Here is a 17,608-nt window from a genome sequence, read left to right on the forward strand (position 1 = left end):
TTTATTTATTCTTAGATTCCTGCCAGCTCCAGTACTTTTTCAACTGCTGCCGGTAGTCCATCAGCATTTTTACCTCCTGCAGTAGCGAAGTGAGGTTGGCCACCGCCGCCACCTTGAATCAGTTTTGCAGCTTCTTTTACCAGATTACCAGCTTTCAGACCACCAGCAACCAAATTATCGCTAAGCATTACTGTCAGCATCGGTTTGCCATTGTCTGTACTTCCGGCTACGAAGAACAAGTTTTCTGTGATTTCACCCCGAAGCTGGAAAGCGATATTCTTCACTACTTCTGCCGGTAGTGGGGCACAGAACTTGATTACTTTGATACCGTGGATCTCTTGTACATTTTTCAGTAGTCTTTCCTTCAAAGCTGCTTCTTTCTCTTTCATGAAGTCTTCTACCTGCTTTTTCAATCCTGCATTTTCATCCAGATATTTACGGATTGCAATTCTTAAGTCAGGAGCATTATTGAAGAGAGCCTTCAAGTCGCTAAGTGTATCTTGTATCGTATCCAGCATTTCTTCCACGCGTGCTCCGGTATAAGCTTCAATACGGCGAACGCCGGCAGCAACAGAACTTTCGGAGATGATTTTTACCATACCGATATTTCCGGTTGCAGCTACATGTGTACCACCACAGAACTCGATAGAAGTGCCGAACTGGATCACACGAACTCTGTCGCCATACTTTTCACCAAAGAGAGCGATAGCTCCCAACTCCTTAGCTTCCTCGATAGGAATATTGCGATATTCTTTCAATGGGATATTAGCGCGGATTCTTGCATTGACGATATGTTCAACTTTACGGATTTCTTCATCGGTCACTTTCTGGAAGTGAGAGAAGTCGAAACGCAATGAATCCGGTGTAACCAATGAACCTTTCTGTTCGATGTGTTCACCCAATACTTCACGTAAAGCAGCATCCAGCAAGTGGGTCGCCGAGTGATTGGCTGCGCAGGCAGCACGTTTGTCGGTATCTACACAAGCCATCATCGGAGCTTCCGGATGTTCGGGTAGCTTTTTGGTAATATGTATCGGAAGATTATTCTCTTTCTTTGTGTCGACCACTTCAATCGTCTCGAACTCGCTCACCAATACACCTGTATCACCTACCTGACCACCACTTTCTGCATAGAACGGAGTATAGTCGAGTACAATCTGATACAATGTCTGGTTCTTTTGTTTGATCTGACGGTAACGAAGGATAGAAGCCTCGTATTCAGTGTAATCGTAACCAACGAATTCAGTAGTTCCTTCTTTCAGTACAATCCAGTCACCAGTTTCGATGGCGGCAGCATTACGTGCACGCTGTTTCTGTTGCTGCATTTCTTCATTGAACTCTTCAATGTTGACAGTCATTCCGTTTTCACGGAGAATCAGCTCTGTCAAGTCGAGCGGGAAACCGAATGTATCATATAAAGTAAAGGCATCTTTACCGCTGATTTCAGTTTTTCCATTGGCTTTGGTATCTTCCATTGTCTTGTCCAATAGACGGATACCAGTTTCCAAAGTGCGGAGGAATGATTCTTCTTCTTCCTTGATTACTTTTTCAATCAGTGTCTTTTGTGCAACTAGTTCAGGATAAGCCTCTCCCATGTTATCAATCAATACAGGAAGCAACTTATACATAAATGCCTGTTTCTGTCCGAGGAAAGTATATCCGTAACGAACAGCACGGCGAAGGATACGGCGGATCACATAACCTGCCTTTGCATTAGACGGCAACTGGCCATCTGTGATTGAGAATGCAATGGTACGGATATGGTCGGCAATCACACGCATAGCAATATCTTGTTGCTTGTCTTTTCCATATTCTGTACCCGACATTGCTGCAATAGCTTTCAACATTGGCTGGAATACGTCTGTGTCGTAGTTGGATGTTTTGCCTTGCAGAGCCATACAAAGACGTTCGAATCCCATACCGGTATCAATAACCTTGGCAGGAAGCGGCTCAAGACTGCCGTCTGCTTTGCGGTTGTATTGCATGAACACGAGGTTCCAGATTTCAATTACCTGCGGGTGATCGTGGTTCACGAGGTCGCGACCGGAGATCTTGGCACGTTCTTCAGCAGGACGGAGGTCGATATGGATTTCGGAACAAGGTCCGCAAGGTCCTGTATCACCCATTTCCCAGAAGTTGTCGTGTTTGTTACCGTTGATGATGTGATCTTTCGGCAAGAACTGTTCCCAGTAGGAAGCAGCTTCGTCGTCACGGCTCAATCCTTCTTCAGGACTTCCTTCAAATACGGTTGCATAGAGATGTTCCGGATTCAGTTTCAAAACTTCTACCAGATATTCCCACGCCCAGTTGATCGCTTCTTTCTTGAAGTAATCGCCGAACGACCAGTTACCAAGCATTTCAAACATGGTGTGGTGGTACGTATCGTGTCCTACTTCTTCCAGGTCATTATGCTTTCCGCTTACACGCAAACATTTTTGCGAGTCCGCGACTCTTTGGTATTTCGCCGGATGGTTACCCAAAATAATATCTTTAAACTGGTTCATACCCGCGTTCGTAAACATCAGGGTAGGGTCATCTTTAATCACCATCGGAGCCGAGGGAACGATGTGGTGTCCTTTCGACTCAAAGAAATTCTTGAATGAATCTCTGATCTCTTTTGCAGTCAACATATAATGAAGAATTATGATTTATGAATTATGAATTATGGGCTGTGGGATATGAGAGAGGGGAGGAATCCCCAATAAATCATAAATCACAACTCATAAATTCGTAAAAACTGTGCAAAGATAGCTTGTTTTTATTACTTTTGCCGTATTAACAAGCGAAATATTTCCAAAAAGATGCGCAAAGTATACTACATCTATAATCCACAGACCCAGACTTATGATCGAATTTACCCTACCGTACGGCAGCGTGCGCTTAGTATCCTGCGTCGGCTTTTCTATGGAATGGGGTTGGGAGCAGGTTGCTTTATTGTATTGCTTTTGATTTTTGGTTCTCCGTCGGAGAAGGAATTAAGAATTGAAAACAGCCGTCTTTTGGCGCAGTACAATGTGCTTTCCCGGCGTTTGGACGACGCTATGGGGGTGCTTCAGGATATTCAGCAACGTGACGATAATCTGTATCGGGTGATTTTACAGGCAGATCCTGTTTCTCCGGCTATTCGTCAGGCAGGTTATGGCGGGACGAACCGTTACGAAGAACTGATGGATTTGGCGAATGCCAAGCTGGTGGTGAATACGACTCAAAAGTTGGATGTGCTTTCCAAAAGGCTTTATATCCAGTCGAAATCTTTCGATGATGTGATTGATATGTGTAAGAACCATGATGAGATGCTGAAATGTATTCCGGCCATACAGCCTATTTCGAATAAAGATCTTCGTCAGACAGCATCCGGTTATGGTACACGTATCGACCCTATTTATGGTACGACAAAGTTCCATGCAGGCATGGACTTCTCTGCTCATCCGGGAACGGATGTTTATGCTACCGGAAACGGAACAGTGGTGAAAGTGGGATGGGAAACCGGATACGGTAATACTATTGAGATAGATCATGGTTTCGGGTATCTTACTCGGTATGCTCACTTGCAGGGATTTAATACGAAAGTCGGAAAGAAAGTGGTACGTGGTGAGATTATCGGAAAAGTGGGTAGTACAGGAAAAAGTACCGGCCCGCATTTGCATTATGAAGTGCACGTGAAAGGGCAGGTAGTGAATCCGGTCAATTATTATTTCATGGATTTGAGTGCCGAAGATTATGAAAAGATGATTCAGTTGGCAGCCAATCATGGTAAAGTATTCGATTAAAATCTTAAAACAGGAGTGCTATGCTTAATACAGATAAAGAATTGAAGCTATATTATTCAATAGGAGAGGTTGCCGATATGTTCGGAGTCAATCCGTCATTGCTCCGTTTTTGGGAAAAGGAATTTCCGCAAATCTCTCCTAAGACAGCGGGAAGAGGAATACGTCAGTACCGCAAAGAAGACGTAGAAACGATCGGTCTTATCTATCATTTGGTAAAAGAAAAAGGCATGACACTTCCCGGTGCCCGGCAACGTTTGAAAGATAATAAAGAAGCTACGGTTCGTAATTATGAGATTGTAAATAAGCTGAAAGCGATAAAAGAAGAGCTTTTGGCTATTAAACGCGAATTGGATGGGCGGGAGTAGAATAACGTTGATCGATAACGAATGTGTCGATCAATGTTATTCTTCTACGCGGCTCACCTGTTTGATATTCTGTATTTTCTTCAGATTGTTACAGATGGTTTTCACATCATCCACGTCATGTACCCATAACTGAATTTTTCCTTCAAAGATACCATCTTCGGTTTCGATGGTTAGCTTACGGATATTTACATTGAGTTGTCTGGAGATAACCTGGGTGACTTCATTCAAAAGTCCCATGCTGTCTATACCTTTTATATATATATATACCAGGAAAGATAGTTCTTTGTGTGTATCCCATTCTGTTGCTAATATACGGTTGCCATAACTGCTCTTCAGTTTGGCGGCAACAGGACATTGGCGTTTGTGGATAATGATCCGGTCGTTTTCATCCACATATCCCAATACGTCATCACCGGGAATAGGATGGCAACATTCGGCCATGATATATTTCTTCTGCAAACTTTCTTCTGTCAGCTTGAGCACTTGCTTCGGATTGATCTTTTCTTTTTCTTGCGGCTCTTTTTCTTCTTGCTTCTCTTTATTGTTGCCGAAAGAGAAAGTCAGATATTTCTTCCAGTTACTGGTTTGCTTTTCTTTCAGTTCATTCTTATCCGCTTCTCCCAAGACGATTGCTTTGCTGCCAATGGCGGCCAGCAGTTCTTCTTCATTCTTGGCATTATGCAGTTTGCGCAGCTTCTCAATAACGGTTTCTTCAGGGCGGATTTCCTCTTTTTTCAAAAACTCGTTAAGGATTTCTTCACCTATCTTCTGGTTTGCTTTACGCTCTTTGCGGAGGATGGCTGCTATCTTGGCACGGGCACGGGCAGTGGTTGCAAAAACTTCCCATTGCGGTTGCACACGTTGCGATTTTGAAGTCAGGATCTCAACTTGGTCACCACTTTGCAATTTATGGCTTAACGGAACTAATTTGTGGTTGACTTTGGCACCAATACAATGGCTGCCAATATCCGTATGCAGGGAAAACGCGAAGTCGAGAGCCGTAGAATTCTGCGGCATAGTCTTCAGCTCACCTTTGGGGGTGAATACGAATATTTCAGAAGCAAATAAATTAAGTTTGATGGTATCCAGAAAATCAATGGCATCCGGTTGCGGATCATCCAATATCTCCTTAATGGTTTTCAACCATTTTTCCAACTCTCCTTCATCTTCGCTGCCTCCTCCTTCTTTGTATTTCCAGTGAGCGGCGAAACCTTGTTCGGCAACGTCATTCATTCGTTCACTACGAATCTGGACTTCAATCCATTGTCCGTTATTACCCATCAGGGTGACATGCAATGCCTGATAACCATTTGCTTTAGGATGGCTCACCCAGTCGCGCAGACGGTCCGGATGAGGCTTGTATATCTTGGAGATGGAAACGTAAATGTCGAAACAGTCGTTGAGTTCTTCTTCTATGTTACGTGGCTCGAAGATGATACGGACAGCTAGTAGATCAAATATTTCTTCAAAAGGAACATGCTTGGTCTGCATTTTGTTCCAGATAGAATAGATTGATTTTACGCGGGCAAGTATCCGGTATTTTAATCCCATCTTATCCAACTGTGTACGGATAGGAGCAGTGAAGTCGTTGAAAACTTTGTCGCGTTCGGCAGCTGTGGCATTCAACTTCTCTTCTATTTCCGCATATTCTTCGGGATGTTCATATTTGAAGCTTAGATTCTCAAGCTCTGTTTTTATTTTATAGAGACCCAGGCGGTTGGCGAGTGGCGCATAGATGTAAAGCGTTTCGCCTGCAATCTTATATTGCTTGTTGGGCAACATGGAACCGAGGGTACGCATGTTGTGCAAACGGTCGGCTATCTTGATAAGAATTACCCGGATATCGTTCGACATAGTGAGCAGTAACTTCTTGAAGTTCTCTGCTTGTGCTGAAGCACGGTCACCGAAAATTCCGCCGGATATCTTGGTCAGTCCGTCCACAATTTGGGCAATCTTCGGGCCAAAGATATTTTCAATGTCTTCTACTGTGTAATCAGTGTCTTCTACTACATCATGCAACAAGGCCGCACATATAGAAGTTGAACCCAGGCCGATCTCATTACATACAATACTTGCAACGGCAATCGGGTGCATAATATAAGGTTCGCCCGAACGACGTTTGATACCTTTATGCGCCTGATTGGCGAAGTTGAAAGCCTTCGTAATGATTTCAACCTTTTTGCGATGTTTAGTGTTGAGATAATCATTCAGTAGTTCGTGGAACGCCTGATTGATCATCTCTTCATCACTTATTTCTTTAGGGGGCAGATTATCCATAATTGTTATCCTTTCACTTGCTTAGTTCTGCAAAAATAAGCAAATTTCCGAACGATGCAAGCAGGAAGCTGTTTATTTGTATATTTTCAATCGTTTTCCTGCAGCAATTTTGGTGTTGGACATTCCATTCCACCTTTGTATATCCTTAATTGTGACGCCATACTTTCCGGCGATAGTTGACAAAGTGTCTCCACTTTTTATTGTGTAGTAGGTCAGTTTGCCTTTACCGGCAACAGCTGCTGTCGTTTTGCGGGTTGAGGGGGTAATTTCCTTTACTGCAACGGTTTTCCGGTTGCGGAACAATTCGTCGGCGCGATGTGCATAGATTGTGTCTTGCTTATCTATAAAGGTACTGATAGCATCGATAGGAAGTCTTAAAGTATAAGGCTTGCTGTCACCCGGAATCATTTGCTTCTTATATTGCGGATTCAAGCTCTTTATTTGATCCAAAGGTACATTGCAAAGATCAGCAATCTGTTCGAAGTGCAGGTTCTTGTTCACTTGTACTGTGTCGGTACTTGCCGGGATATTTGTTTCCATCGGACAAATATTATGGTCACAATAGTAAGTCATCACATAATTAGCGGCGATAAAGGCAGGTACGTAACCACGTGTCTCTTTAGGCAGGTAATTATAAATTTTCCAGTAATCCGTTTCGCCATTGGCACGGCGGATTGCCTTGTTGATAGTACCGGGGCCACAGTTATAAGCAGCAATCACAAGATTCCAGTCTCCATAGATATCGTACATTTCTTTGAGATAACGTGCGGCAGCCCAAGTTGCTTTAATCGGGTCGCGTCGTTCATCTACCAGGCTGTTTGATTCCAAGCCATAGATCTTACCTGTACCAATCATAAATTGCCACAGACCGGAAGCGCCTGCGCGTGACACGGCAGAGGGGTTCAGTGCAGATTCGATAATCGGGAGATATCTAAGTTCCAGTGGAAGTCCGTATGCATCCAATGCTTCTTCAAAAATCGGCATATAGAAGTTGCAGGCACTTAACATGAAAGAAACCTGATTGCGCAAGCGTCCTGCATACATATCGATGAATTTGCGGATAATATCATTATAAGGCATTTCCATGATAGCCGGAATGCGTGACAAGCGGTCGATATAGACAGAGTCGCTGAATAAAGGGTTGATTTCAGCTGTACTGCAATCTTTGCCTAAGTCAATATAATTTTTGGCTTTCCAGTCGTTCAACAGACTGTCAAGTGGATATGTCATACTTTTAGGCAGGTCGATGCTTTCTTTGCGTTCAGTTCCATTTTCACGAATCACTACATCTACACTTTGCGCTTTTACCTGCGACGTTGCCACCAGTAAAAGAAAAATAATCGAACAATAGTTAACTAATTTCTTCATGCTTCAATAATAAGATCAATCTAAATTGTGTTTTTAAAATCGTAATACGCATTGCAGACCAACCGACTTGTTTTTTAAACTGCTGGAGCGGAACTGGTTGTTATTGTCGATAACAGCCGGTTCTACTTTCATACTCAAGTCGGGGGTTATATCGAAGTTGGACAACTCTGCATCTACATAAGCGTCGATGATAGAGATCAGATAAACTCCGATAAAAGCAAATATACTAAGGTCCCGATAACGACGGAACATATCTTTTCTTCGTTTTAGTGTGTTTTTTAGCTGCTCCTCATTATAAGTGGAGTTCGGGGGCAACAAATCTTCGTAACTTTTCGTATTCGGATTGCTGTCCATAATGTCCAGATAGGCTTGCGAATAGTCTTTGTACATCTTACCGTTCCAACTTAAGGCGTAAGCACAACCAGCAAATCCTCCATATATAATAGGCAATTTCCAGTATTTACGGTTGTAAATCTGTCCTCCACCGGGGAATACGACTGCCAACCACGTTGCTTTGGTCGGATTCGGGATAAATATTTTCTTGTTAATATCTTGAGCAGGTGGCGGCACAGTGTCGGTCTTTACAACAATGGAGGCAGGTTGCTCTATCTTTTTCAGCTCTTTCTTGTTGGCTGCATCCAAGCTGTCCGCTATCTGTATTTTAGCAGCTGACAAACTGTCGATGGCCGGAAGTTCTTTGGATGGTATGATTTGGATAGAATCCTTCTTCACCGAGTCCTGTATAATCGGATCACGATGCCTTCGTGCACGGGCTTTCGGCGCTTCGCGCTGTATGATTGTTGTATCTTTCCGTGCCGGAGTAACAGTGGATTGTGCATACACATCAATCCCTGCCACCTGTAAAAAACAGAGAAGCAGGGCGCTGACTAGTAACTGATATTTCTTACTTTTTCTTGTCATTTACTTCTTTAGCGTATCGAAGATTTCCATGATACGTTCCAGTTCCTCCTCGTTCCCGAAAGGAATACTGATCTTGCCTTTTCCCTTTTCAGAGCAGGTGAGTTGTACCTTGGTGTTGAAAAAGCCGGAGAGTTGTTGCTTCAATAAGTTGAATTCTTCAGGAAGTTTACCACGTTTGGGTGTTATTTTCCGTGTGCCGCTTTTCACAGCTTCTCCTTCGCTTAATGATTTAACAATTTCTTCTACTTTGCGGACTGAATATCCGTGTTCTTGTATTTCTTCGAATATTTTAACTTGTAGTTTAGGGTCGCCTAATGAAATCAGTGCACGGGCATGTCCCATGTCCAACTGCTTGTTTTGCAGGGCCATCTGTATCGGAGCCGGCAATTTCAGTAAGCGCAGGTAGTTGGCGATCGTCGTTCGTTTCTTTCCGATACGTTCGCTAAGACGTTCCTGTGTCAGTTCGTACTGATCGAGCAGATGCTGGTAGGCAAGTGCGATTTCTACGGCATTCAGGTCTTCACGCTGGATATTCTCAATCAGCGCCATTTCCATCATGTTTTCGTCGTCGGCAGTGCGTATATAAGCAGGGATCGTTTTCAGTCCTGCTCTTTGTGATGCACGATAACGACGCTCTCCCGCGATGATCTGATACTCATCGTCCGAGAGTTTGCGTAAAGTGATAGGTTGGATGATACCGATTTCCGCAATGGAATCAGCCAATTCCTGTAATGCTGTTTCGTCAAACTCACGGCGGGGCTGGTTGGGATTGACAGTAATCTTTGCCAGCTCTATTTCATTAATGGAAGAAGACCCTTCGGTTTTCACATCATCCATTGAGAGCAAGGCGTCGAGACCACGTCCTAATGCATTTCTTTTTTGTGTTGCCATATCTTCTTCTTTCTTTTATTTATTTCGGTTGATAATCTCTTTAGCAAGAGCCAGGTGGTTTTTGGCGCCGGTAGATTCCGCATCGTAAAGGATGGTCGGGACACCGTAGCTGGGAGCTTCGCTCAATTTCACATTTCGTTGAATAACGGTGTTGAACACCAGTTCCTGGAAATGACGTTTCACTTCGTCGTAAATCTGATTAGCCTGACGCAGACGAGAGTCATACATTGTCAGTAAGAAACCTTCGATTTCTAAAGCCGGATTCAGTTTCGACTTGATGATTTTGATGGTATTCAACAATTTGCTGATACCTTCAAGAGCAAAATATTCAGCTTGAACGGGGATAATCACGGAGTCGGCTGCCGTCAGGGCATTGATCGTGATCAGTCCTAATGAAGGCGAACAGTCTATCAGGATATAGTCATATTCTTTCTTCAAAGGGGTGAGTACTTCTTTTAGTATCTTTTCTCGGTTTGGGAGGTTCAGCATTTCAATCTCTGCTCCTACGAGATTGATGTGCGAAGAGATTACTTTCAAAGAATCAATCTCCGTATCAAGGATAGCGTCCTGTACGTTGGCTCTGTCAATAATACATTCATAGATAGTGCATTCCGACTGCTTGATGTCTACTCCCAAACCGGAAGAGGCATTAGCTTGCGGGTCGGCATCTACTACGAGTACCTTTTTTTCCAGTGTAGCAAGTGAAGCTGCGAGATTAATCGTAGTCGTTGTCTTTCCTACACCGCCTTTTTGATTGGCCAAAGCAATAATTTTTCCCATATTCTCTAAATTTATTGGCAGCGAAATAAGTGATAAATCCTTAGAGCGCCTACGAAAAAAGAGAAACTTTGCAATTTCTGTTGATAAGTCGCCTGTTTTGTTAATAACTGTCGGACGAAACGGTTACCAAACTTCGACAGGTTCATCATCTACCTTTCTCTTTATGAGCTTGCAAATATACATATTTATATTGGATATTTATTTCTTTTTTTGCTCGCTTGCAGAAGATTAAGATTTGTAAACGGGTAGGAGTGGGGGTGAAAGAGACTTTTCGATCTGATGCGGGGAGGTGTTTGGTGGTACGGCTTCTTTTTGTTACTTTTGTGCGAATATAAAAAAGGAAAGGATTGAATATATGGAAAAAGAGAAGCCGTTGATACTTGTTTCGAATGACGATGGCGTGATGGCTAAAGGTATTAATGAACTGGTGAAGTTTCTTCGCCCTTTGGGTGAGATTATAGTGATGGCACCTGATGCTCCGCGTTCCGGTAGTGGGTGTGCGCTGACGGTGACGCAACCAGTTCATTACCAGTTAGTAAAGAAGGAAGTGGGCTTGACTGTTTATAAATGTTCGGGAACACCGACCGATTGCATCAAATTGGCACGAAACACAGTGCTCGACCGGACTCCGGATCTGATAGTCGGCGGTATCAATCATGGAGATAACTCTGCCACTAACGTGCATTATTCCGGTACGATGGGAGTGGTGTTTGAGGGCTGTTTGAATGGAATTCCTTCTATTGGCTTCTCCTTGTGCAATCATGCACCCGATGCTGATTTTGAAGCTGCCGGACCTTATATCCGCAGCATCGCTGCCATGATCTTGGAAAAAGGACTTCCTCCTTTAACTTGTCTGAATGTGAACTTCCCCGATACAGCCGATATAAAAGGAGTGAAAATCTGTGAGCAGGCGAAAGGACGTTGGACGAATGAATGGGCTGCCTGCCCTCGTCTGAATGATCCTAACTATTTCTGGCTGACCGGTGAATTTACCGATCATGAACCTGAAAACGAGAAGAACGATCATTGGGCTTTGGCAAATGGTTATGTTGCTATCACCCCGACTACGGTTGACGTGACGGCTTATCACTTTATGGACGAACTTAATAAATGGTTTAATTAGTTGAAATTTGAAAGTTGAAAAAGAAAGCATGACGCCCTGTTAGTCATCTATCCCTACCAACTCTCAACTCTCAACTCTCAACTCTCAACTCAATGAAGTATTATCTGATTGTCGGTGAAGCTTCCGGCGACTTGCACGCCTCTCATCTGATGGCTGCCTTAAAGGCAGAAGACCCGCAGGCTGATTTCCGTTTTTTCGGAGGTGACTTGATGGCGGCTGTCGGAGGAACGATGGTAAAGCACTATAAGGAGTTGGCATACATGGGATTTATTCCTGTATTACTCCATCTGCGCACTATCTTTGCAAATATGAAGCGTTGCAAAGAGGACATTGTTTCCTGGGAACCGGACGTTGTTATTCTGGTAGATTATCCGGGATTCAATCTTGATATTGCCAAGTTTGTCCATGCAAAGACACAGATACCGGTTTACTATTATATTTCTCCGAAGATATGGGCGTGGAAAGAATACCGTATCAAGAATATAAAACGAGATGTAGATGAGCTTTTCTCCATTCTTCCTTTTGAAGTGGAATTCTTCGAAGGAAAGCATCAATACCCCATTCACTATGTAGGAAACCCTACGGTGGATGAGGTGGCAGCCTATCAGGCAGCTCATCCGAAAAATAAGGAGCACTTTATTGCGGAGAATCAATTGGAAGATAAGCCGATTATCGCTCTTCTTGCCGGTAGCCGGAAACAGGAAATCAAAGATAATCTGCCGGATATGTTGAAGGCTGCTTCCGCTTTTCCCGACTATCAGCTTGTCTTGGCCGGTGCACCTGCCATTGCTCCCGAGTATTATAAACAATATGTAGGAGAGGCGAAAGTGAAAATCATTTTCGATCAGACTTATAGCCTGTTGCAGCATGCAGATGTAGCTTTAGTTACTTCGGGTACAGCTACGCTTGAGACGGCATTGTTTCGTGTTCCTCAAGTGGTTTGTTATTACACTCCGATCGGGAAAGTGGTTTCTTTTTTGCGGCGTCATATCTTAACTGTGAGATTTATTTCGTTGGTTAATTTGATTGCTGACCGTGAAGTGGTAAAGGAACTGGTGGCAGATACGATGACCGTGAAGAATATGCAGAGCGAATTGAGAAATATCATTGAAAATGAAGCGTATAAAAATGAGATGCTTTCGGGGTATGAATATGTAGCCGAACGGTTAGGACCTGCCGGTGCTCCTCGTCATGCAGCTCGTGAAATGCTGCGTTTGTTGAAAAAATAACTTTCTTTTTCTGAATAAACGTAAAGCCGATGCAGTAAATGCACGGCTTTTTTATTTATAAAGCAGAAGACTAAAATAAAGAAAGGAAAAAGATATGAAAAAATTTAAGTGGCTTTTAGGAATCTTATTATTGGCATTAGTACCAATGTTGCAATCATGTGATGATGATGGTTATTCTATTGGAGATTTCAGCTGGGACTGGGCGACTGTTCGTGCAACCGGTGGAGGAGGATATTATTTGGAAGGTGATAATTGGGGGGTGATTGATCCGGTTGCTACTTCTATTCCTTGGTTTAAACCAGTGGACGGTGAACGTGTTGTGGCTTTTTTCAATCCTTTGTATGACATGGAAGGAGGAAAAGGAGTTCAGGTGAAGATGGAAGGCATACAGGAACTGTTGACAAAAGAAGTGGAAGATATGTCGACAGAGGAAGAAGCGGAAGAATTCGGAAATGATCCTATTCTGATTTATCAGGGTGATATGTGGTTGGGAGGAAAGTTCCTGAACGTAATTTTCCGTCAGGAGTTGCCTCGTTCGGAGAAACATCGTATCAGCCTTGTGCAAAATAAGATGGAACCGGGAGAGCCGGGCGAACCGTCAGAACCGGGAACATTGAATGTGGATGAAGATGGTTACATACATTTGGAACTGCGTTATAATACGTATGAGGATGTGACTGACTATTGGGGATGGGGACGAGTTTCTTATAATCTGGAAAAGTTCTTCCCTACGCCGAAAGATTCCTGGGTAGCACCTAAAGGGTTTAAGGTGACAATAAACTCAAGAGAACATGGAGAAGGAAGAGTGATTGTGCTTGATCTGGATCATCCGGTCGGTGTACCGGAAGCAGCAAAGGATGTTCATTCCACTTCTTCGATCCGATAACCTAACTATGATTTACTGTGTGTGAAAAAGGTCGGGATACTTCTGTAGAAGTTCCCGACCTTTTGTATTTTGTTTCAGCTCTAATCGATTGAGAAAGAATCCCCCGTTAGAACCATGTTAATGCATATAGATAAACGACTGCTGCCGGTATAGCCATCAGGGAACTGTCAAAGCGGTCGAGCATCCCACCGTGTCCCGGAAGAATGGTTCCCGAATCCTTAACGTGCAACTGGCGTTTCAATAACGACTCCGTCAGGTCGCCCCATGTACCGAATATAACAACCACCAGTGCCAGTTCTGCCCATTCAATCATTGACATAAATGGGAAGTAGTGAGCGAGTATAAAAGATACTCCGATTGCTACCACTCCGCCGCCGATAGAACCTTCCCATGATTTCTTGGGAGAGATACGTTCAAACAACCGGTGTTTGCCGATCAATGAACCGATGCAATAGGCTCCCGTGTCATTCAGCCAGAGGAAAATAAAGATAGATAGCGGTAGGATAGGATTGTAACTTACGCTACTGTATTCTGATCCCGGATCGTTATGGAATGCCAATACATTTAGCAAAGCAAAAGGCAGTCCGATATAAAGTTGGCTAAGCATAGAATAAGCCCAGTTAAGTACCGGGTTTTCCTTTTTCAGATACAACTCGCTAATCATCATGTAAAGCAATAAAAGCACATACGGGATGAATATCTTCGAATCGGCCGCATCAATGCAGAATCCCATGACTGCAAGGAATAGGTAAGCCCCGCCGAGCATATTAATGGTCTTGTTTATCTTCACTCCTTCTGCGCGCATATTTACCAGCTGTCCGAACTCATAAATGGTCAGTGCGCTGATAGCGGTGAACAGAATACCAAAGCTGAATGCGTCATAAAGGATGCACCCTACCAAGATGGCAACGAAGAGTACACCCGTAATAGCTCGTTTTATGAAATTGTTAATCAAAATCTATTCGTTTTAATTAGTTGGACCCGTTAGCTTGTTTTTCCCCATTGGATTTACCCTCTACGGTAACTTTGCCCTCCACAGTAACCTTTTTACCTTCTGCGGCAACTTTGGTGTCTATGGGTGCTTGTTTTTCCTTTGCGGTATTTTCAGCTTCCTCTTCTTTGATTTCTTTTTCTTCTTCTTTCAGCTTTTGGGCAAGTTCTCTTTCAGCTCTTGCGGCATCCTGGCTTTCTTTAGCAGCCATGATTTCTTCCGAGCGGGAAGCCCAAGGGCGTTTACCGAAGATACGTTCAACGTCTTCCGCGAAGATTACTTCTTTGTCAATCAGTAATTGCGTCAGTTCGTTGTGTCCTTCTTTATTCTCTGACAGAATTCTCTTGGCACGGTCATACTGCTCGTTTACCATTCTCTTGACTTCTTCGTCAATCAATTCGGCTGTCTTTTCGCTGTATGGACGGTTGAAAGAATATTCATCATTGTTGTAATAACATAAGTTTGGCAGCTTGTCGCTCATACCTAAATAAGCAATCATGCCGTATGCCTGCTTAGTCACCCTTTCCAGGTCGTTCATGGCACCAGTTGAGATGCGGCCGAGGAATAAATCTTCAGCGGCGCGTCCTCCCAAAGTAGCACACATTTCGTCCAGCATCTGCTCCTTGGTAGTGATCTGACGTTCTTCCGGCAGATACCAGGCAGCTCCCAATGCACGTCCGCGAGGAACAATCGTAACCTTAATCAATGGGTTGGCATATTCCAACAACCAGGAGATAGAGGCGTGTCCTGCTTCATGCAAAGCGATGGAGCGTCTTTCTGCTTCCGTTGTAATCTTGGTTTTCTTTTCCAGACCACCGATGATGCGGTCTACTGCATCCAGGAAGTCCTGCTTGCTTACGAATTTCTTCCCGTGGCGGGCAGCGATCAGTGCAGCCTCATTGCAGACATTGGCAATATCTGCACCCGAGAATCCCGGTGTCTGACGTGCCAGCAAGTCCACATCTACACTATCGTCTATTTTAATCGGGCGCAAATGCACGCCAAATACTTCTTTACGTTCGTTTAAGTCGGGCAGGTCCACGTGTATCTGACGGTCAAAACGTCCTGCACGGAGCAGTGCCTTGTCGAGTACGTCTACACGGTTGGTAGCAGCAAGGATAATCACACCGCTATTGGAACCGAAACCGTCCATTTCTGTCAGCAACTGGTTCAATGTGTTTTCGCGTTCGTCATTTCCTCCCATTGCAGGGTTCTTGCCACGGGCACGTCCTACGGCATCAATCTCATCAATAAAGACGATACAGGGAGCTTTTTCTTTAGCCTGTTTAAATAAGTCGCGAACACGGGATGCACCTACACCCACAAACATTTCCACGAAGTCGGAACCTGCTAATGAGAAGAAAGGCACATTCGCTTCGCCGGCCACAGCTTTGGCAAGCAATGTTTTACCGGTTCCCGGAGGGCCTACCAGCAATGCTCCCTTGGGTATCTTACCTCCCAAATCCGTATATTTCTGCGGTTCCTTTAAGAACTCTACGATTTCCTCCACTTCTTGTTTTGCTTCGGCCAGCCCCGCTACATCTTTAAATGTAATCTTGATGGCTCCGCCTTTTTCAAAAAGCTGGGCTTTTGATTTTCCTACATTAAATACGCCGCCGGGGCCACCACTGCCGCCTCCGCTCATACGGCGCATGAAGAATATCCATAACGCAACCAGCAAGACAAGCGGGAGTACCTGAATCAGAATTGCGGGGAAAATATCCGATTTGGGCGGATAGTCGGATGAACCGTCAAAATGACCGGCTTCCTTTTCTGCCTGCAAAAACTCTTCCAGTTTATCGGTAGACGGGGTTCTACTTGTAATGACAGGGTTGCGTCCCACCTTGGTAGAGTCGGCTCCAAAAACAGCCCCTACGGCAGTCGGTTTGAGGAAAGCTTCGATTGATTTATCTTCATAACCCAATACTTTGCTGACATAACCCTTTTTTACATAGTCCTGAAACTCGCTGTAAGTTACAGCTTTGCTTCCTGCTCCTTTTGAATCACTGCCCCACCAGAGGCCGAGAAGCATAAGGGCAATAATCATATACATCCAGTTCAGGTTGAACTTCGGCATATTAACCTTATTGTTAGGTTTATTGCTATTGTTATTATTGCTATTATTATTGTCCATAATCATTAATTAGTCTAGATCGGGGATTTGAGTAAGTTTAGCATCTGCCCAGAGGTGCTCAAGATTATAAAAAGCTCTTGTCTCCGGCAAAAAAACGTGTACCAATACATCGGCATAGTCCATAGCTACCCATTCTGCATTTCGGAGTCCGTCGATTGCATAAGGCTTGCTGTCCGCACCTTTGCGTGTAAATTCCTTGATTGAATCTACTATTGCACTCACTTGACTGGGAGAATTTCCCTGACAGATAACGAAATATTTACAGATGGTATCTTCTATGCTGGTTAAATCGGCAACGACTATCTTTTTACCTTTTTTCTCTTGAATTCCTTCTTTTATTTTTTCAATTAATACTTTAGTATCGTTCATTCCTGTAATTGGGATTAATAATTCATGTTCTCTATTTGTTTATAACAAAAAAAGGTGACCCTTTGTTTCTGATAATAAACGTGATATTTTTGACAAATATACGCTGATTTATTGGATACAAGAAAGTTATCCCTCAATTTTTGTGTTTTTTAGTGGAGATACTTTTGTTTGGAAAGCTTATTTGGACATTTTTGCAAAAAAAATATCGGATTTGTTTTGAATTCCCAAAATATTTGTATCTTTGCACCCGCAAACGAAAATCATTGGGCTATGGTGTAATGGTAACACTACAGATTCTGGTCCTGTCATTCCTGGTTCGAATCCAGGTAGCCCAACAAAACACCAGCTTTTTACTGACAAAAACCCGCTAAAAATGCAATTTTAGCGGGTTTTTTTGTGCTTTGACAAATACCATCCGAAAAAAGTTGGCTCAGTCTGAAACCTTGGGGGATTGCGTTAAAATTCTTATTTTTGCATCATGAAAACATCCTCTTCCCAAACGAT

14 protein-coding genes and 1 tRNA gene are annotated in these 17,608 nt (G+C 43.5%); 6 read left to right on the forward strand and 9 right to left on the reverse strand.

Annotated features, from left to right (window positions below; translation table 11 throughout):
- Positions 1-11 precede the first annotated feature (11 nt).
- On the reverse strand, positions 12-2,630 hold the full coding sequence (gene alaS, locus KFO40_RS10115) for an alanine--tRNA ligase (RefSeq protein ID WP_009039028.1): 2,619 nt from the start codon (positions 2,628-2,630) through the stop codon (positions 12-14).
- Positions 2,631-2,801: 171 nt separating this feature from the next.
- Between alaS and KFO40_RS10120 the strand changes: the two genes are divergently transcribed.
- Both KFO40_RS10120 and KFO40_RS10125 read left to right on the forward strand, forming a co-directional pair.
- A complete protein-coding gene (locus tag KFO40_RS10120) occupies positions 2,802-3,770 on the forward strand; it encodes a M23 family metallopeptidase (protein ID WP_004305395.1) in 969 nt (322 codons plus the stop codon).
- Between the two features lie 20 nt (positions 3,771-3,790).
- Entirely contained in the window at positions 3,791-4,135 is a 345-nt protein-coding gene (locus tag KFO40_RS10125) for a MerR family transcriptional regulator (RefSeq protein WP_004301384.1), read from the forward strand.
- Positions 4,136-4,171: 36 nt separating this feature from the next.
- Here the strand turns inward: KFO40_RS10125 and KFO40_RS10130 are convergent, their stop codons facing one another.
- From KFO40_RS10130 to KFO40_RS10150, 5 genes are all read right to left on the reverse strand, one after another.
- Positions 4,172-6,412, reverse strand: coding sequence for a RelA/SpoT family protein (locus tag KFO40_RS10130; protein ID WP_015532345.1), 2,241 nt, complete (start codon positions 6,410-6,412; stop codon positions 4,172-4,174).
- A gap of 72 nt (positions 6,413-6,484) precedes the next feature.
- A complete protein-coding gene (locus KFO40_RS10135) occupies positions 6,485-7,780 on the reverse strand; it encodes a lytic transglycosylase domain-containing protein (protein ID WP_128859630.1) in 1,296 nt (431 codons plus the stop codon).
- A 33-nt stretch (positions 7,781-7,813) separates the two neighbouring features.
- Positions 7,814-8,701: a DUF5683 domain-containing protein gene (locus KFO40_RS10140; protein ID WP_134985542.1), complete on the reverse strand. Its 888-nt coding sequence runs from the start codon at positions 8,699-8,701 to the stop codon at positions 7,814-7,816.
- Positions 8,702-9,592, reverse strand: a complete 891-nt coding sequence (locus tag KFO40_RS10145) for a ParB/RepB/Spo0J family partition protein (protein ID WP_004301392.1) — start codon at positions 9,590-9,592, stop codon at positions 8,702-8,704.
- A gap of 15 nt (positions 9,593-9,607) precedes the next feature.
- Complete coding sequence (locus KFO40_RS10150) at positions 9,608-10,372, reverse strand: ParA family protein (RefSeq protein ID WP_004301394.1); 765 nt, start codon at positions 10,370-10,372, stop codon at positions 9,608-9,610.
- Positions 10,373-10,727: 355 nt separating this feature from the next.
- Here KFO40_RS10150 and surE point away from each other — a divergent pair, with 355 nt between their 5' ends.
- The 3 genes from surE to KFO40_RS10165 all read left to right on the forward strand — a co-directional run bounded on the left by surE (position 10,728) and on the right by KFO40_RS10165 (position 13,610).
- Entirely contained in the window at positions 10,728-11,495 is a 768-nt protein-coding gene (gene surE, locus KFO40_RS10155; RefSeq protein ID WP_008020629.1) for a 5'/3'-nucleotidase SurE, read from the forward strand.
- A gap of 92 nt (positions 11,496-11,587) precedes the next feature.
- On the forward strand, positions 11,588-12,724 hold the full coding sequence (gene lpxB / locus KFO40_RS10160; protein WP_008020631.1) for a lipid-A-disaccharide synthase: 1,137 nt from the start codon (positions 11,588-11,590) through the stop codon (positions 12,722-12,724).
- Positions 12,725-12,818: 94 nt separating this feature from the next.
- Entirely contained in the window at positions 12,819-13,610 is a 792-nt protein-coding gene (locus KFO40_RS10165; protein WP_004310987.1) for a NigD-like protein, read from the forward strand.
- 106 nt (positions 13,611-13,716) lie between these two features.
- Here the strand turns inward: KFO40_RS10165 and KFO40_RS10170 are convergent, their stop codons facing one another.
- From KFO40_RS10170 to rsfS, 3 genes are read right to left on the reverse strand one after another with little or no spacing between them, the layout of a single operon-like run.
- Positions 13,717-14,565 carry a phosphatidate cytidylyltransferase gene (locus KFO40_RS10170; protein ID WP_211146314.1) on the reverse strand — a complete coding sequence of 283 codons (849 nt, stop codon included), beginning with the start codon at positions 14,563-14,565 and terminating at the stop codon, positions 13,717-13,719.
- Positions 14,566-14,581: 16 nt separating this feature from the next.
- Entirely contained in the window at positions 14,582-16,735 is a 2,154-nt protein-coding gene (gene ftsH, locus KFO40_RS10175) for an ATP-dependent zinc metalloprotease FtsH (RefSeq protein ID WP_008020636.1), read from the reverse strand.
- 9 nt (positions 16,736-16,744) lie between these two features.
- On the reverse strand, positions 16,745-17,104 hold the full coding sequence (rsfS, locus tag KFO40_RS10180) for a ribosome silencing factor (RefSeq protein WP_004310984.1): 360 nt from the start codon (positions 17,102-17,104) through the stop codon (positions 16,745-16,747).
- 264 nt (positions 17,105-17,368) lie between these two features.
- On the opposite strand from rsfS, the gene KFO40_RS10185 reads away from it, so the two are divergent.
- A tRNA-Gln gene (locus tag KFO40_RS10185) sits at positions 17,369-17,439 on the forward strand.
- Positions 17,440-17,608 lie beyond the last annotated feature (169 nt).

Source organism: Bacteroides sp. 1001302B_160321_D4 (assembly GCF_015667765.1).
In the GTDB taxonomy this organism is placed as follows: domain Bacteria; phylum Bacteroidota; class Bacteroidia; order Bacteroidales; family Bacteroidaceae; genus Bacteroides; species Bacteroides xylanisolvens.

Excerpts from the sequence above, each read along its gene's own strand:
- alaS (WP_009039028.1), bottom strand. The coding sequence starts at position 2,630 with ATGTTGACTGCAAAAGAGATCAGAGATTCATTCAAGAATTTCTTTGAG.
- KFO40_RS10120 (WP_004305395.1), top strand. The coding sequence starts at position 2,802 with ATGCGCAAAGTATACTACATCTATAATCCACAGACCCAGACTTATGAT.
- KFO40_RS10125 (WP_004301384.1), top strand. The coding sequence starts at position 3,791 with ATGCTTAATACAGATAAAGAATTGAAGCTATATTATTCAATAGGAGAG.
- KFO40_RS10130 (WP_015532345.1), bottom strand. The coding sequence starts at position 6,412 with ATGGATAATCTGCCCCCTAAAGAAATAAGTGATGAAGAGATGATCAAT.
- KFO40_RS10135 (WP_128859630.1), bottom strand. The coding sequence starts at position 7,780 with ATGAAGAAATTAGTTAACTATTGTTCGATTATTTTTCTTTTACTGGTG.
- KFO40_RS10140 (WP_134985542.1), bottom strand. The coding sequence starts at position 8,701 with ATGACAAGAAAAAGTAAGAAATATCAGTTACTAGTCAGCGCCCTGCTT.
- KFO40_RS10145 (WP_004301392.1), bottom strand. The coding sequence starts at position 9,592 with ATGGCAACACAAAAAAGAAATGCATTAGGACGTGGTCTCGACGCCTTG.
- KFO40_RS10150 (WP_004301394.1), bottom strand. The coding sequence starts at position 10,372 with ATGGGAAAAATTATTGCTTTGGCCAATCAAAAAGGCGGTGTAGGAAAG.
- surE (WP_008020629.1), top strand. The coding sequence starts at position 10,728 with ATGGAAAAAGAGAAGCCGTTGATACTTGTTTCGAATGACGATGGCGTG.
- lpxB (WP_008020631.1), top strand. The coding sequence starts at position 11,588 with ATGAAGTATTATCTGATTGTCGGTGAAGCTTCCGGCGACTTGCACGCC.
- KFO40_RS10165 (WP_004310987.1), top strand. The coding sequence starts at position 12,819 with ATGAAAAAATTTAAGTGGCTTTTAGGAATCTTATTATTGGCATTAGTA.
- ftsH (WP_008020636.1), bottom strand. The coding sequence starts at position 16,735 with ATGGACAATAATAATAGCAATAATAACAATAGCAATAAACCTAACAAT.
- rsfS (WP_004310984.1), bottom strand. The coding sequence starts at position 17,104 with ATGAACGATACTAAAGTATTAATTGAAAAAATAAAAGAAGGAATTCAA.